Raw genomic sequence first — 14,971 nt, 5'->3', positions numbered from 1 at the left:
CAGAAAGCCATCATTGAACAAAGGAATTTAAATCCTGTTCTTGACTCTTGCAGTTAAAAACTGGACATTTTAAATGGTTTATTACATAGACATTTTAATTGGTGAATAACAATAAAGGCTAAGCCTTATCTCACACTACAATATTTCAAAGCCCTTTACCTAGACAACCCACATAAAAAAACGTATAACACCGTTTTTCATTTAACAGGTGTCCGACGTTGAAACTTGTGCTTGCACCCATGGAAGGCTTAACAGACCCCATTATGCGTGATGTACTCACATCCGTGGGCAGCTTTGACTGGTGTGTAACCGAGTTTATTCGTGTCACCGATTCAGTACTTCCCGATCATGTTTATCATAATTACTGCCCGGAACTGTTAAACGGTGGCAAAACCGCAGCGGGTACACCTGTGCATGTACAGTTTTTGGGAAATAACCCGGAAATGTTAGCAGCCAATGCCATTCGTGCTGTGGAACTGGGAGCTCCTGCGATTGATATGAATTTCGGTTGTCCTGCAAAAACGGTCAATCGTCACCGCGGCGGTTCAGTGCTGCTGGATGAACCCGAAGTGGTACATCTGCTGGTCAAAGCCGTTCGAGATGCGGTACCCCGTCATATTCCAGTTTCAGCCAAAATGCGCCTAGGCTATATGGACCGTAACTATACGCTGGAAAATGCCCATGCCATTGAAGATGCGGGTGCGGCCTGGGTCACTGTGCATGCCCGGACCAAAGCAGAAGGTTATACTCCACCGGCTTTCTGGGATCAATTGCAACCGATTCGTGAAGCATTGAACATTAATGTGATTGCCAATGGTGAAATCTGGACCAATGCAGATGCCAAGCAATGTCAGCTTGAATCCGGTTGTGAAGATTTAATGATTGGTCGCGCTGCAGTAACCACACCGGATATCACGCAATGTATCCGCCAAAATCGAGATGATCCCCTAATTACCTGGGACGAGTTATTGGCTTTGCAGAGTCGCTTTTTAAGTGGCCCCTATAAAAAAGAAATTAATATGGTAGGACGTTATAAACAGTGGCTCGGCATGATGTCGAAGCATTATCCAGAAGCCAAAATGCTATGGGAGGAAGTAAAACGCATCAAGCAACTGAACGAAATTATTGAAAAGTTGAATCAACTACAGCACTAAAAAATAAAAGCCTTTGCATATGCAAAGGCTTTTTTCGATCAAGTTCCCTGTTTACGCTGTTTTAAGTTTTCTACATGTAGGCGATTGGTTTTCCAGGATTTCTCTAAAACTTCTTTTTCAATCCGTAATTGAATCCGTTTCAATTTCATCGCAGGAATCACTGCGTCCTGAAAACCTTTAACATAATCAGTCCATGCCGCGCCACGAAATACATTACTTGGCATGGCAGTTTTAAATTCACTTTCTGGCATAAATACAATCACCGAATGCAAATGTTGCGGTTCAATAATATCGGACAACACATCTTCCAGCACTTTCGTGTGTTTATAATTCTGATGTAAGGGGTTTTGAAATTTATAGCTTTTTTTATAAATCTTTTGTGTCCACATTTTTTGACGTTCACCACCAAAAATCCAACCCGTATAATTTTTGGTCTCGATAATAAAGATGCCATAGGGACTTAACAGAATATGGTCTATTTGGGTCGTTCCCGATTGCTCATCCGGCAAAGTACAGTCATTTAATAAAATATAACTCGGGTCTTTCAAATAGAGTTTGACGTGTACAGCTACTGCTAATTCCCCCACTTTTCCTTTAAGAAATGGCTTAAATACCTTAAAAAGAACAGCGGCAGCAAATAATAAAATGATCCACCACAACTGTGAAAAAAGCGGTATAAAAATTTGAGAAATATTCATTCAATAAAGTTCATATTATATTTTTAATAACAATAACATAAACTTATTAAATTCATGAAGATTCTAGTTTCAATAAAATATCTTTATTGTCTAATCCACCAGCAAAACCCACTAACTTTCCATTCACACCCACCACACGATGACACGGCGCAATAATAGAAATCGGGTTTTTCCCGTTAGCGGCACCCACTGCACGTACCGCTTTGACGTTACCGACTTGCTCGGCAATATCACGGTAACTGCGGGTTTCGCCAAAGGGAATGGTCAGCAAGGCTTGCCAGACTTTCTGCTGAAATTCAGTGCCTTCAAAATCTAGAGGCAAATCAAATTGCTGCCGTTTTCCAGCAAAATATTCGCTTAACTGTTTTTGGGTTTCCAATAAAATTGGATGATGTGTTTGTTCAATCAGTTCGGCTAAACGTACCCGTTTGGGATTTTCATTTTCCCAGAGTACCGCCACCAAAGCCGTGTCATTGGCGACCAGTTTTAAGTTACCCACAGGAGAAGCCATTTCCATAAATGCCAGTTTCATTGTCTTCTCCTGTAGTGCATTAAATAAGCGATATAGTGAGGAAGAGTGGTTATGATGATGACAGTTTCATCAATACCAATCCAGAAATAATCAGTACCGCAGCAAGCATGCGCATGGCCGATGCAGGCTCACCCAAAATAAATACCCCGACCAGAAAAGAACCCACTGCACCAATCCCGGTCCAGATGGTATAGGCGGTACCCAGCGGCAAGGTTCGCATGGCATAGGCCAGTAAAGCAAAACTTAATACCATAAAAACCAAGGTAATGATACTCGGGGTGAGACGGGTGAAACCTTCTGAAAGTTTCATGGCATAGGCCCAGACAATTTCAAAAATACCCGCTAAAACCAGAACGATCCAAGCCATGACGACGATGCTCCATTTTTTCAGAGTCAGGTCGTCCTGACGAATTTTCTTCGTGCAACAACTAATCTGGTTGCACCAAGGGAGGTCGTTCCTCCTGTCATTGATCGATAATTATATAAATAATTGAGGGAACTGGGTGCATGTTTTACATTTTTTGACCAATTGCTCACTTTAAAAGTGCAAATAAAAATACGACTGGCCTCAACCAGTCGTATTTTTTGGAGCCATGAGTGGGATTAAAATTTAAAACGTATCCCGGCACCATACAGCCATTCCTGATCAGATGCTGATTCCGCTTGCCAAGCAGTCTGCTCACGCCCCTGTTTGTATCCATAGGCCACATCAATAAAAGGCATGACCTTTTTATTGATTTCATAACGGGTTTCCAGCCCCAATTGTGCGGTACTTAAACCGGTTTTTTGCGCATAGCTGGAGTCATCACTCAACACCACATTCAAGTCCAGATAAGGCTTAACAATCAGTTTTTGCGTCAGCAGCACATCGCGTTCGGTTTCCAGGCTCAAAGAAGTTTGATTATCCTGCCCGACATAGAGATAGGCATTGGTTTCAAAGAAATACGGTGCCAGCCCATGCACCCCAATCACGGCATCGACCTGATCCTGATCGACTTCCCGATTCTGGTCATTGCGATAGCGAAAACCGGCCTGTACATCCCAAAAATCGGCAACATTGCGACTGTACAACACTTTGGCATCATATTCCGCTTGCTCTGATTCAGCATCATCGGCATGCACTTTGATAAAAATCTTGTTTTCATCTGTCCCGATACGGGTTTCCAGCTCCGACTTTAAAACCCCTTCTCCATCGTTATTGCGTAACCAGCGACTTTCAAGCGTGGTTTGCTGATAAATCTGCCCGCCATGCTCCTTGATATGCTCGGCAGATGCAGCATCATTCGAGCTCACATTTTCATCTTGAACAGCAATTACGGGTTTTGCTTTAACAGGTGTTTGGTCTGTCGTTGACACGACATGATGTTGTGAATGATCCACCGGTATTGCATTTTGTGCTGACGTCTGCGCTTCCGCCATCGGCCTGGTTTGATGACTTGGCTGTGCAAAACTTTGTCCGGATAACAATAAGCATGAGGCACTCAATGTGCTCATTACAAAGTGATTAATGATGCGCATGTGAGTCTCCTTGCTCAACTTGAGCCGGTGTAGCAGGTGAAGCGAGCGTTTTATTTCCGTCGACATTGGCCACCACCAGTTTGCTCATCATGCCCGATGACATGTGATAGAGCAGATGGCAATGAATTGCCCATTCTCCCAATTCATCCGCGGTCAGTAATGCGGTTACCGTTTTACCCGGTGGCACAATCAGGGTGTGTTTATTCGGCATATTGGCGCTACTTTGCCCATTTTCCAGCTGCATAAACATGCCATGCAGATGCATCGGATGCGCCATCATGCTGTCATTGATAAATTTCAGGCGGATACGTTCGCCATATTTCACCTGTAGCGGTTTCACTTCGGTAAATTTCTTGCCATTGATGGTCCAGATATAACGCTCCATGTTGCCGCCCAAACGCACTTCCAGTTCACGCTCCGCCGGACGGGTATCGGGCTGTGGAGTGAGTGATTTCAAGTCGCCATATTGCAGCGCCTTATGCCCTGTGGGTGTGGATGCATTGGCCCAGCCGTAAACCACGGCTGCCTTCTTATCTGAAGCGGGTTGTGCTGTACGATGCGTTTCGTGCTGCTGATCAGACTCAGGTTTTTCTGCCTGTGGCATAGCGTGTTGTTGAGTCGCATGTTGCGAATGCTTCTGCATGACAGCATGATTCATTTGAGTATGATCCATTGTAGCCATGTCATGTTTCATTGACGAATGATCCATCTTTGAATGATCCATTGCAGCCATGTTATGTTTCATTGATGAATGATCCATCATTTGATGTTTCATTGAGCCTGGACTATGTGAATCTGCACTGGCTGGATTTGTACCACTCTGACCATCATCCATCTGGGCATGGTTGGCATGATCACTGGATGCAGAACCGTGCCCCATATCTTCCATGGTCAGTAATGCACGTGGACGTGGTTTCGGCATGTGAATCGTATGCGTCACTGGAGATTTTTCATTATGCAATGTTCCAATGGCAAACCCACTGCGGTCAATCGACTCAGCTTCAATCTGATAATGATTGGCTTGCGGCTCCACAATCACATCATAGGTTTCTGCAGTGCCTATGCGAAATTCATCTACAGGTACCGGTTGCACAGGCTGGCCATCGGCACTGACCACCGTCATCTTCAAGTCTGGAATACGCACATCATAAAAAGACATGGCTGAAGCATTGATAAAACGCAAGCGGACTTTTTCATTTGGCTTGAACATGCCGGTCCAGTTCTGCTCCGGCGTTTTGCCATTGATCAGGAAGGTATAACCGGTGACATCGGACAAATCGGTTTTCAGCATACGCATCTGATTCCACATGGAGCGATCTTGCCAGGTGCTTTTGAGACCATCACGCTTAACCTGCTTCAACACGTCGGCCACAGTTTCTCGCCGATTTTGATAGTATTCAGCCGACTTTTTCAGGTTCTTCTGAATCTGGTCACTGCTGGACTGATGAAAATCGGACAGCATTACCACATAATCACGATCAGCTTTTTCATGTGCTGCTAGCGGCTTTTTCCCTTTAGGATAAATCACCAGGGCACCATATAAACCGTCCTGCTCCTGTCCTTTGGAATGCGCGTGATACCAGTAGGTGCCGTTTTGACGCACCTTGAAACGGTAGACAAAATCAGCTTGCGGTTTAATCCCTTTAAACTGGTTAAAACCTGGCACGCCATCCATCAGTCCCGGCAGCAATAAACCATGCCAGTGAATGGAGCTATCCTTGTTTTTCAGATTGTTATGCACATGAATCACGGCATCGTCACCTTCTTCAAATTCCAGAGGAGGTGCAGGAAATTGACCATTTACGGTAATCCGCTTTAAGGGCTTGCCAGTTACATTGACCATCTGTTCATCAATGTTGAGATGATATTCCTTGACCGCGGCAAATGCCCACGATGATGAGACCAAACACACCCCGATCACGAGGCTTTGACTTAATTGAATAGACATAACTTTACCTATAATTTAAAAATAAAAAGTTTTTTTAAATCACAGTCAAGCTTTAGGGGGACGCAGGATTTTCTGCCAGAAACCGCTTAAATGCTGGGCAGAATAAGTAAAATTGGGCTGTGGATGTTCGGGAACAGGATTTAAATGGGCAAAACTCGGACTTTGCGCATCCAGCCAGCTGCCCAGACTTTGACAATGCAACTGTATGCAATCATTACAGCTGAAATGCTGCTGTTGATCGCTCATGCCCTGATGACAGTCCAGATCATGGGACAGGTTTACCTGTTCGACAGGATGCTGCTGCATGTGCGGTTGAGTATTGACTGAATCATGGCAACCTGGCATGGCCGTCATGGGCATTTTATCTTCATGCTGAATCGCCAATTCACTCATCATTTGCTGATGCATCGGCTGTTCAAATGCCAAGACAGCATTGCTCCACCCGATGGCAAAAACCATCAGGAACACAAACCAAGCCTGTTTGCGTAATGAAGTGAGCACAGTATTGTCCTTAGCCAATCTAGAATAAAAGATAAATCATGTTCTTTTGATTTCAGTCTAACACGATATCCGCGATACAAGTTATACACAATTTTTAAATTTATGCTAAACAGTGTCAAGTCCGGTTAAATAATGCCAACTTAAACAATAAAGTTATTTTTTAAACAGTGCTATTTTTAAGCATAGATGAATAAAGCATCATATTTTTTAATAGCTTAACAAACTAAAAAAGGACTCAATTGAGTCCTTTTTATACATTTAATGTCTAATTATTAAACTATTGATCTACAATTGTTTATAAACTAATCAAGTTATCCATACAGTTATCTACACAGATATCCATATGGTTATCCATAAAGTTATCCACAACTTAGCAATAATTAATTGTAGATTATTAGAGATTAACTGAACCTACTTTTGCCAGTTCCGAACGCATTTCATCAATGACAGCTTTATAATCCGGCTTGCCAAAAATGGCAGAACCGGCAACAAACATATCTGCCCCAGCTTCAGCAATTTCGCGAATATTGGCCGGTGTCACCCCACCATCCACTTCCAAACGAATGTCACGGCCAGAGGCATCAATGATCTTGCGTGCCTGACGAAGCTTCTCCAAAGTCATGGGAATAAATTTCTGACCGCCAAAGCCCGGGTTGACGCTCATCAACAAAACCTGATCGACTTTGTCCAGTACATAGTCCAGGTAATGCAATGGCGTGGCCGGATTAAACACCAGGCCTGCTTTGGCACCGCCAGATTTGATTAACTGTAAAGAACGGTCAATATGATCCGTTGCTTCCGGGTGGAAAGTAATAATGTCAGCACCCGCTTCCAGGAAATCACCAATCATGCGATCTACCGGCGACACCATCAGATGCACATCAATGAGTGCCTGAATCCCGTATTTTTTTAATGCCTTGCATACCCCGGCACCAAAAGTCAGGTTAGGAACATAGTGGTTATCCATGACATCAAAATGTACGACATCTGCACCTGCAGCAAGCACGTTTTCAACCTCTTCCCCCAAACGGGCAAAGTCGGCAGATAAAATGGAAGGTGCAATTAAATATGGCTTGGACATGGAGAGAACCTGGCTATGCATTTGAATTGATTTTTCACATTATAACAAATTGCATCTTAGTGCTGTGATTCAATCTACATCTGTTGCGATTTAATCGCATTCATTTTAAATCTGAAACGTTACGTTGCATGATTTAACTTTCGCTATTTTTAAAATCTGCTATTTTGACCTAAGTACACAAGGTAAATGAGAATGAAAAGTAATACACAAATTATCACGTCAGAAGCAGCCCGTATCGCCAAACGATTACTCAATCACTGGAAACATAAATTTGAAGTCTCTGAAACTGAAGGCAGTTTCAGTATTTTTATGCCGGATGCGACGGTTAAGCTGATGCCACAATCAGCAGTATTGCTGGTTTCGATTGACAGTTCATTAGAAGACTCAAGCAGACTGGAAAAAGTGGTGCTGGACCATTTAAGCCGAATGGCACAGCAAGAATTCACTGCTATATGGCAACATCAATAAGTAAGGGAGAATTGAATTCTCCCTTTTTTGAATTAATAATCAGGTTTCGAGTTGTACCGCATGGAATTGCAGATGGTCATCCATAAAGGTCTGAATAAAGTAATAACCATGATCATAGCCGGCATGTTCACGTAAGGTTAGGGACTGTCCTGCTTGCTCACACGCCTGTTTAAATAAGGCCGGATTCAGTTGACTATAGAACTGATCCTTAGCACCCTGATCAATCAGAATCTCTTGAAACAAGGCACCTTTGGACTGAACTAAAGCTGTGGCATCATGCTTTTTCCATTCCGACTGATCTGCACCTAAATAATTTGAAAAAGCTTTCTCGCCCCAAGGACATTGGCTTGGTGCGCAAATCGGCGCAAAAGCAGATACCGATTTAAATTTTTCCGGGTATTTAAATGCAAGTGTCAGCGCACCATGCCCACCCATGGAATGCCCGAAGATCCCTATAGCATCCGCTTGCACTGGAAAGTTTTGCTTCACTACCTCATAAAGTTCATCGGCAATAAAGCTTTCCATTTGATAATGCTCAGCCCACGGTGCCTGAGTCGCATTAATATAAAAGCCTGCACCTTGACCAATATCCCATGAATCCCCTGTTGCGACCTGTTCGCCTCGGGGTGAGGTATCCGGACTAATCAGGATCAAACCCAGCTGGGCTGCCAAGCGTTGCGCATGTGCTTTAATTGCAAAAGTTTCTTCAGTACAGGTCAGACCGGCCAAATAAAACAGGACTGCACAGGGTTGACCGGTTAAAGCCTGATGCGGCAAGAAAACTCCAAATTTTGCCTGCCCTTTTAAACTTTTGGAATTAAAAGCATAAATTCGCTGTTCCCCATCAAAGCATCGATTCGCTTGGATTAATTCCATTGTTCTTTTCCTTATTGTGCTGCCACACTTAATGGTGGGGTTTCTATTTTCATATCTGTCTGGGTTGTAGCGGGAAATAAGCGTTGCTCGAGTTGCGGCAACATAAATTCCATATTCTTGCCAATCGACCATTGCGGTTCAGAAGCTTCAAATCCTTGTGCGGTTTCCCATTGTGCCACCGTTTTTTGGGTCTGCTCAAAAGCATCTTTGATAGACATCTGCTCGCGCATGGCCTGATCAAAAAAAGCCCGCCCAAAATAAGTATAATCCGCTTCATTCGAACAGCCAAAAGATGCCCGGTCAGCCGCAGAGGCGGTAATGATTAAAGTATTATCATCCTGCAAAGCGGGAACAAAACTCCCTGAATAACAGGCGGAAATGACAATGACCCGCCAACGGATACCGGATTTGTCCAGAGTCTCCTTAAGCCATTTAGGATCGACATCATTTAAATCGATCGGATCATTTTCCATTTCAAACTGATTCGGCAAACCATGTGAAGTCATGTATAAAAATAACACATCACTTTCTTTATTCATTTGCTGCCCGATACGGCGCAAGGCTATTTCCATGCTGGTGCGCGAAGCAATCGGGATTTGAGTTCGGGTTTCAGGATTATTAATCAGCACCATGGAACGGCCAAAAGTCCCAAAACGGGTATCAAACTGTTCTTTAATCCGTTCAACTTCCGACTTAAAGACATCTTGATAACCTGCACCGGCAACGCCCAAAAAGTACCAGTGCGACTGGGCGAATTCACCATACTGGATCGATTCAATCGACTTGCTCAAGATACGGCTTTGGGCATAAAAAGCATCTTCAGCAAATGTGGGTGGTGTCTCTTCAACCTTCCAGATCGGTTGACTTTTCACCGACATTTGCCAGACTACAAGGGTGAAAAGTGTCGCAGCAACAATCAGTGCCCGCTCCCACCACGGCCATTTCAGTTCACGTGAAAACACCCATACTACAGCCAGACTCTGCCAGACGAACAGCACCATGAAGATGGTCGGCAAATAGTCATAGAACAGGTAGGGCAAGACATCGATATAGCCCAGATACTGGATCAGGCTTTGCAATAAGGCAATATGGGTATCCAGTACCAGCCACAACAAGGCAGGTACCAGCATGAGACGAGGATTATTGATCCGCTGGGAAAGAAAAATACCGACGATGAGTGCAATAAAAGGCCACAACGCATAACTGATCAGGCCTTGCGGGTTAAACTCCCCCATCTCCTCCGCACTGAGCCAACTGAATAAACTGTTGGCACAGCCGCCTAAAATTCCCCAGAAAATCAGTTGCAGAATCGATGGCCGAACAATTTGCAAAGATCGGCGCGAACCCAGAAAAAGCCACATCCCAGCAGTTTGGTTGCTTTTAAAATCATGCCAAAAATTGATGGAGGGTTTAAAGTCGATCATAAGATTTTCGGGGGGCTTTAGCTCGCGGATTCACAGTCTAAGTTTATGCTTGATGGAATTTTTATCAATGCTGCTTTGGAACTATATAACAAATTAATGCACATTATTGAAGCAATTACCCAACTAGTCTAGAAGATCATGCTGAAAGTAGGCATCAAAACGACAGGCATCTCCTTGCCATTGATGATCCGGTTCCAGGTTGGCCAAATAGACAGCCAGACGTGGCCGCTTCACCACCACCCGCTTTGCCACTTGTTGTGCCAGAGTTAACAGGTGGTCGCCCAGATCCATTTCCCCATCTTCAGGCAAGAGCATATGGAGTAGCTGCATCTGCTTTTTCACTTGTGCCTGTTTTTTAATGGCTTGCTGGTTCTGGTCGCGCTGGGGAAACATCGGATCAAGATAAACCACATCCACCACCTGCTTCTGTTCAGCCTGCTGCCTTAAATAGTCGGCAGAATCAGAGAAAACCAGATGAATTCGTGCCACTACCGGGCTGAGAAACGCATCATTTTGCGCATGGTTTTTGCTGTCTTCCAGCAAGGTAAACAAGATCGGATGCCGCTCAACCAAGGTGACGTCAGCTCCCAAATGTGCCATCAACAAACTGTCATGGCCTAAACCGGCAGTCGCATCGATTAATGTGGGCTTTTCACCCAGGTTACACGCCCGTGCAATCATTTCGGATTTTAACGATGAGCGTTTTAAACGCGGCACTTCGGCTTGCCAGTCGGGCTGCATCTTCATGCCATTGGCACACAACCACAGACCCGACGCATCTGCACATAAGGCCAGTTCAGGATTTAAACGCAAAAATCGGGCATTCAGCTTTTCAATAATTTCAAGCTTTACCCTGACTCCACGAGAAGAAAGCACAGCAGAATACTGCTGTGCTTTCTGTTGAAATTCCTGTTCTACAAATAAGCGGAGTTCGCTTACCATAATTTCCAGCCTGTAAATGCAAAAAGTAAGATTAAAAGACCGGAAGCAATGCGATACCAGGCAAAAACCATAAAATCACGTTTTGCCACATACGCCACTAAAACACGAATTAAAATCAAGGCCGAAACAAAGGAAACGATCAGACCGACAGCTAAAACGGTCCAGTCTTCCGTGGTCTGCATGACATCATAACTTTGATAAAGATCGAGCAGACCAGCACCGACAATCACCGGAATTCCAAGAAAAAATGAAAATTCTGTGGCAGCCTTACGTGAAATACCCAGGAACATAGCACCAATAATGGTTGCCCCTGAACGTGATGTCCCCGGAATGAGAGACAGCACCTGAATTAAACCGATCCAGATTGCTTCTTTATAGCTGATGTTCTCGACTTCTTCAGCGTTCACTTTAGGCGGATGCTTTTCAATCCACATAATAATGAAACCACCGACAATCAGGCCAATCGCCACGGCAATGTCATTAAACAGCAGATCTTTTACTGCCTGTCCAAAGGTCAGGCCAACCAGCACAATTGGAATAGAAGCCATGATCAGGCTAAAACCAAGATGACGACCTTTGGCCTCACCGGTAAACATGCCTGTCGCTGCGCCCCAAAGACGCGTCCAGTATTCATAAATCACCGCTGCAATTGCACCCATTTGAATGGCGATCACAAATACATCGCTCTTTTCTTTGGTCCAGAAATTCATGAGTTCTGAAGCGAGAATTAAATGTCCGGTACTTGAAATTGGTAAAAATTCGGTAATACCTTCAACGATACCCATAATTGCCGCTTTCAGCAGCAGTAAAAGATCCATAGAAAACCCTGATTATGATTTGCCTTGTTCTGGAATTTTTTTCCAGGCATTGTCACGTAAATACACCGGTAATGCCTGTTCAGCACTCACCCAATGCTTTTGCTCCGCATGCGCGCGTGCAATGGTCGCAATATCTTGCGCCGTTGCACTTAAGTCTTTGTATTGTATTTGTTCAGGCTTAATTAAAGCTGAACCCGAACCGACCAGTTCAAATTTGACGGCCTGACCGGCAGCGCTATAATTTAACAGTTGCTCTGTATCCACAGCCTGCATAATGCCCTGCTGATCCAGCTGAAAACTCGCAATATAGACCTCATTCATACGCGCATCCAGCACTGCGGTCACTGCGGTTAAACCCGCCACACGATATGCTGCCTGTGCCAGGGCTTGTAAGGTTGAAACAGGAACAACTGGCAGATCATTGGCCCATGCCAGGGCCTGAGTCACGGCCGCATTAATACGTACCCCGCTAAATGAACCGGGACCACGGCTAAATGCAATTGCAGTTAAGTCAGCAGCAGACAATCCAAGCTGGGTAAAAGCCTGTTCGATCATTGGGAGAATCGTTTGCGTTTGTGCTTTTGCTCGCGCATCTAATTGAAAAAATAATTCTTGAGTGTCATCTACAATAGAAACGGAACACTGCTCATTGGCAGTTTCCAATGCCAGCAACTTCATGCACAACCTTAATTCATTTAAATATAAAAAACGTCGGATATCATACTCCACTCATGCGTGCGAGGCGAGATTTTCCATCTGCAGGATACAAAAAAGCCAAGCTCTGGCCTGGCTGAATATTTCGTTTCAAATCACAGTTCAACTGACTCTAACTGCTGAAAATTCTTGAAATGTTCCGCGTAGTGCAAGGCACTCATTTTTAATTTGGCTTCAGCCGCCTCATCCAGCGTTTTGACGATTTTCCCCGGCGAACCCATCACCACAGAATTGTCCGGAATGACTTTACCTTCAGGAATTAAGGCATTGGCGCCAATGATACAGTTTTTACCGATGACAGCATGGTTTAAAATCACGCTGTTAATGCCAATCAGCGTGTTATCGCCAACGGTACAGCCATGCAGCATCGCTTGATGCCCAATCGTCACATAACTGCCGATATACATCTCAATTCCGGCATCGGTATGTAAAACGGCATTTTCCTGCACATTGGTAAAATCCCCCAGTTTGATCTTGCTATTATCTCCCCGGATGACCGCACCAAACCAGACACTGACCTGCTTGCCCATTTCTACCTGGCCAATGACGGTCGCATTATCCGCAACCCAGCCATCCCAAGGTTGATGTGTTGCTTGAGGTGTATATCCCTTAAATTTATAGATCATGGGGTGAAGTTCCTTATTTACCGTATTTAATCTTGTTGCTATGAAAAGCGGGCGAATTTAATAAAAATGGCCATTCCTTTTGGTAATCCAAACCATACTGAAACAGGGATACCAGCATCCGTGCAGTCAAGCCCCAGACAATTTCATTCTCCACACGCATGCTGGGAAAATACAAAGACTGATGTGCATAACGTACTTCATAGGGAATCGGAGGTGCATTCATTAAACTATGAAGTGAGGCAAAAAAGATTCGATCAATTTCAGCAGGTTGAGGAGTAAGCTGCACTTCAGGCGGAATCAGTCCAACCACAGGTTTGACCAGCATGCCATTGCGGGCTTTTTGCATGGGCAAATCGCCAATCAGTTGCACATCAAAGGGATTCAGCGCGGTTTCTTCATAGGCTTCGCGCAAAGCCACCACAATATTACTGGTATCTTGCGGATCTCTTTTGCCGCCCGGAAAAGAAACCTCCCCGGCATGATTGGATAAGTATAAAGAACGGCGCGTAAGCAAAACCTTGGGATCGGACTCATCGGTAATGGCAATCAGTACAGCAGCCTGAGCAGGCTTTACACGTGTAGAAAAGCGTAACCTGTGCTGTAATAATTGTATTAATGAGTAGTCATCCATGGGCTACTGCTCCTGCCTCTTGCTTTATTTCATCATAGCTGAATTTTTATTCCAAAGGATAGAAATGATGCCAAAGTTGGATTTTTCAGTTATGCTGATCAACACCTTGATCATTGACGATGAATATGAATTTCTGTGTAATTTGCGGACATAAAACAACGGAAAAAATTCCACTCGGCGACCATCAATTACGCCGTGTTTGTACAGATTGCGGCAATATTCATTACGTCAATCCCAAAGTCATTTGCGGTGCACTCGTGCTTTGGGAAAATAAGGTTTTGCTGTGCCGCCGTGCCATTGAACCCCGTTATGGCTTATGGACCCTGCCTGCAGGTTACATGGAACTGTTTGAGACCATGGAACAAGGCGCTGCCAGAGAAACCCGGGAAGAAGCCGAAGCTGAAGTTGAAATCGAACAGCTCTACTGTATGTACAACATCCCCCGAATTGGACAAATTTATGTTCTGTTCAAGGCCAATCTCGTCAATGGCGTATTCGGTGCTGGTGAGGAAACCATTGAATCCCGTCTATTTGAAGAACATGAAATTCCCTGGTCTGAACTGGCTTTTCCTAGCGTAGAACGAACCTTAAGACATTATTTTGAAGACCGTAAAACCGCTTCCTTCACTATGCATTTAGAAACCTTAGGTACCCGTTTGGATCATACCGGTTAAAAATCCTCTAGATTTGCAATTCAATAAAAAGTTCCTCATGTGATTAATGCTGATCAGTTAAGGAGTTTAGAAATAGACTCTTTAATTTTTTGGTAATTCATGGCGGAGTCTTGCCGTTTTAAATCAAACTGTTTCAGTTCATTTGTTACTTTGGTTTCGCCCAAAGTAACCAAAGGCATTTGTCATCCGCAAAACTCGTCAGCTACCATCAACTAGCAAATTTGTCGCAGAAACAATTATTTTTTAATGTCGTCCGGCCTCAAACAGTTGCGGATGACTTTCTCACATATCAAATATAGTCATGAATTTAAAAAAGAAAATGCCAGTCAATTTCTTAACTGACTGGCATTACATCATGTGATGGGC

General features: G+C 44.1%; 17 protein-coding genes. 3 read left to right on the top strand and 14 right to left on the bottom strand.

Annotation, left to right across the window (positions count from 1 at the left end):
* Window positions 1–218: 218 nt before the first annotated feature.
* Window positions 219–1,154 carry a tRNA dihydrouridine synthase gene (locus ACPUEY_RS11350; protein WP_425122154.1) on the top strand — a complete coding sequence of 312 codons (936 nt, stop codon included), beginning with the start codon at window positions 219–221 and terminating at the stop codon, window positions 1,152–1,154.
* Window positions 1,155–1,192: 38 nt separating this feature from the next.
* Here ACPUEY_RS11350 and ACPUEY_RS11345 read toward each other — a convergent pair whose 3' ends face one another.
* The 7 genes from ACPUEY_RS11345 to rpe all read right to left on the bottom strand — a co-directional run bounded on the left by ACPUEY_RS11345 (window position 1,193) and on the right by rpe (window position 7,432).
* The gene (locus ACPUEY_RS11345) at window positions 1,193–1,852 is read right to left on the bottom strand and encodes a nuclease-related domain-containing protein (RefSeq protein WP_425122153.1); all 660 of its coding nucleotides are present in this window, start codon (window positions 1,850–1,852) and stop codon (window positions 1,193–1,195) included.
* A 52-nt stretch (window positions 1,853–1,904) separates the two neighbouring features.
* Window positions 1,905–2,384, bottom strand: coding sequence for a methylated-DNA--[protein]-cysteine S-methyltransferase (locus ACPUEY_RS11340; RefSeq protein WP_425122152.1), 480 nt, complete (start codon window positions 2,382–2,384; stop codon window positions 1,905–1,907).
* A gap of 49 nt (window positions 2,385–2,433) precedes the next feature.
* Window positions 2,434–2,751 (bottom strand): quaternary ammonium compound efflux SMR transporter SugE, encoded by a 318-nt coding sequence (sugE, locus tag ACPUEY_RS11335; protein WP_092818910.1) that lies wholly within the window; start codon window positions 2,749–2,751, stop codon window positions 2,434–2,436.
* A gap of 236 nt (window positions 2,752–2,987) precedes the next feature.
* Complete coding sequence (locus ACPUEY_RS11330) at window positions 2,988–3,902, bottom strand: copper resistance protein B (protein ID WP_425122151.1); 915 nt, start codon at window positions 3,900–3,902, stop codon at window positions 2,988–2,990.
* A complete protein-coding gene (locus ACPUEY_RS11325) occupies window positions 3,889–5,850 on the bottom strand; it encodes a multicopper oxidase domain-containing protein (protein ID WP_425122150.1) in 1,962 nt (653 codons plus the stop codon). The genes ACPUEY_RS11330 and ACPUEY_RS11325 overlap by 14 nt, the downstream gene beginning before the upstream one ends.
* A 45-nt stretch (window positions 5,851–5,895) precedes the next feature.
* Entirely contained in the window at window positions 5,896–6,351 is a 456-nt protein-coding gene (locus ACPUEY_RS11320; protein WP_425122149.1) for a hypothetical protein, read from the bottom strand.
* Between the two features lie 394 nt (window positions 6,352–6,745).
* Window positions 6,746–7,432 (bottom strand): ribulose-phosphate 3-epimerase, encoded by a 687-nt coding sequence (gene rpe, locus ACPUEY_RS11315; protein WP_425122148.1) that lies wholly within the window; start codon window positions 7,430–7,432, stop codon window positions 6,746–6,748.
* A gap of 192 nt (window positions 7,433–7,624) precedes the next feature.
* Between rpe and ACPUEY_RS11310 the strand changes: the two genes are divergently transcribed.
* Window positions 7,625–7,900 carry a DUF2218 domain-containing protein gene (locus ACPUEY_RS11310; RefSeq protein WP_425122147.1) on the top strand — a complete coding sequence of 92 codons (276 nt, stop codon included), beginning with the start codon at window positions 7,625–7,627 and terminating at the stop codon, window positions 7,898–7,900.
* Window positions 7,901–7,939: 39 nt separating this feature from the next.
* Here ACPUEY_RS11310 and fghA read toward each other — a convergent pair whose 3' ends face one another.
* From fghA to ACPUEY_RS11275, 7 genes are all read right to left on the bottom strand, one after another.
* Window positions 7,940–8,776, bottom strand: a complete 837-nt coding sequence (gene fghA / locus ACPUEY_RS11305; RefSeq protein WP_425122146.1) for an S-formylglutathione hydrolase — start codon at window positions 8,774–8,776, stop codon at window positions 7,940–7,942.
* Between the two features lie 11 nt (window positions 8,777–8,787).
* Window positions 8,788–10,200 carry a C13 family peptidase gene (locus ACPUEY_RS11300; protein ID WP_425122145.1) on the bottom strand — a complete coding sequence of 471 codons (1,413 nt, stop codon included), beginning with the start codon at window positions 10,198–10,200 and terminating at the stop codon, window positions 8,788–8,790.
* 123 nt (window positions 10,201–10,323) lie between these two features.
* Window positions 10,324–11,142 carry a class I SAM-dependent methyltransferase gene (locus ACPUEY_RS11295; protein ID WP_425122143.1) on the bottom strand — a complete coding sequence of 273 codons (819 nt, stop codon included), beginning with the start codon at window positions 11,140–11,142 and terminating at the stop codon, window positions 10,324–10,326.
* Window positions 11,136–11,960, bottom strand: a complete 825-nt coding sequence (locus tag ACPUEY_RS11290) for an undecaprenyl-diphosphate phosphatase (RefSeq protein WP_425122142.1) — start codon at window positions 11,958–11,960, stop codon at window positions 11,136–11,138. Before ACPUEY_RS11290 ends, ACPUEY_RS11295 begins: the two co-directional genes overlap by 7 nt.
* 12 nt (window positions 11,961–11,972) lie before the next feature.
* Entirely contained in the window at window positions 11,973–12,638 is a 666-nt protein-coding gene (tsaB, locus tag ACPUEY_RS11285) for a tRNA (adenosine(37)-N6)-threonylcarbamoyltransferase complex dimerization subunit type 1 TsaB (RefSeq protein WP_425122141.1), read from the bottom strand.
* Window positions 12,639–12,769: 131 nt separating this feature from the next.
* On the bottom strand, window positions 12,770–13,300 hold the full coding sequence (locus ACPUEY_RS11280) for a gamma carbonic anhydrase family protein (protein WP_425122139.1): 531 nt from the start codon (window positions 13,298–13,300) through the stop codon (window positions 12,770–12,772).
* A gap of 13 nt (window positions 13,301–13,313) precedes the next feature.
* Window positions 13,314–13,931: an NUDIX hydrolase gene (locus ACPUEY_RS11275; RefSeq protein ID WP_131274671.1), complete on the bottom strand. Its 618-nt coding sequence runs from the start codon at window positions 13,929–13,931 to the stop codon at window positions 13,314–13,316.
* 125 nt (window positions 13,932–14,056) lie between these two features.
* On the opposite strand from ACPUEY_RS11275, the gene ACPUEY_RS11270 reads away from it, so the two are divergent.
* A complete protein-coding gene (locus ACPUEY_RS11270; protein ID WP_131274701.1) occupies window positions 14,057–14,605 on the top strand; it encodes an NUDIX hydrolase in 549 nt (182 codons plus the stop codon).
* Window positions 14,606–14,971: the final 366 nt, after the last annotated feature.

This window comes from Acinetobacter sp. G11, from assembly GCF_049808495.1.
Lineage (GTDB): Bacteria > Pseudomonadota > Gammaproteobacteria > Pseudomonadales > Moraxellaceae > Acinetobacter > Acinetobacter kookii.
This window is presented reverse-complemented; position numbering and strand designations above follow the sequence as displayed.

Coding starts and splice junctions, on each gene's coding strand:
- ACPUEY_RS11300 (WP_425122145.1), bottom strand. CDS start 10,200: ATGATCGACTTTAAACCCTCCATCAATTTTTGGCATGATTTTAAAAGC.
- sugE (WP_092818910.1), bottom strand. CDS start 2,751: ATGGCTTGGATCGTTCTGGTTTTAGCGGGTATTTTTGAAATTGTCTGG.
- ACPUEY_RS11275 (WP_131274671.1), bottom strand. CDS start 13,931: ATGGATGACTACTCATTAATACAATTATTACAGCACAGGTTACGCTTT.
- ACPUEY_RS11325 (WP_425122150.1), bottom strand. CDS start 5,850: ATGTCTATTCAATTAAGTCAAAGCCTCGTGATCGGGGTGTGTTTGGTC.
- ACPUEY_RS11310 (WP_425122147.1), top strand. CDS start 7,625: ATGAAAAGTAATACACAAATTATCACGTCAGAAGCAGCCCGTATCGCC.
- ACPUEY_RS11270 (WP_131274701.1), top strand. CDS start 14,057: ATGAATTTCTGTGTAATTTGCGGACATAAAACAACGGAAAAAATTCCA.
- ACPUEY_RS11330 (WP_425122151.1), bottom strand. CDS start 3,902: ATGCGCATCATTAATCACTTTGTAATGAGCACATTGAGTGCCTCATGC.
- ACPUEY_RS11340 (WP_425122152.1), bottom strand. CDS start 2,384: ATGAAACTGGCATTTATGGAAATGGCTTCTCCTGTGGGTAACTTAAAA.
- fghA (WP_425122146.1), bottom strand. CDS start 8,776: ATGGAATTAATCCAAGCGAATCGATGCTTTGATGGGGAACAGCGAATT.
- ACPUEY_RS11290 (WP_425122142.1), bottom strand. CDS start 11,960: ATGGATCTTTTACTGCTGCTGAAAGCGGCAATTATGGGTATCGTTGAA.
- tsaB (WP_425122141.1), bottom strand. CDS start 12,638: ATGAAGTTGCTGGCATTGGAAACTGCCAATGAGCAGTGTTCCGTTTCT.
- ACPUEY_RS11295 (WP_425122143.1), bottom strand. CDS start 11,142: ATGGTAAGCGAACTCCGCTTATTTGTAGAACAGGAATTTCAACAGAAA.
- rpe (WP_425122148.1), bottom strand. CDS start 7,432: ATGTCCAAGCCATATTTAATTGCACCTTCCATTTTATCTGCCGACTTT.
- ACPUEY_RS11280 (WP_425122139.1), bottom strand. CDS start 13,300: ATGATCTATAAATTTAAGGGATATACACCTCAAGCAACACATCAACCT.
- ACPUEY_RS11345 (WP_425122153.1), bottom strand. CDS start 1,852: ATGAATATTTCTCAAATTTTTATACCGCTTTTTTCACAGTTGTGGTGG.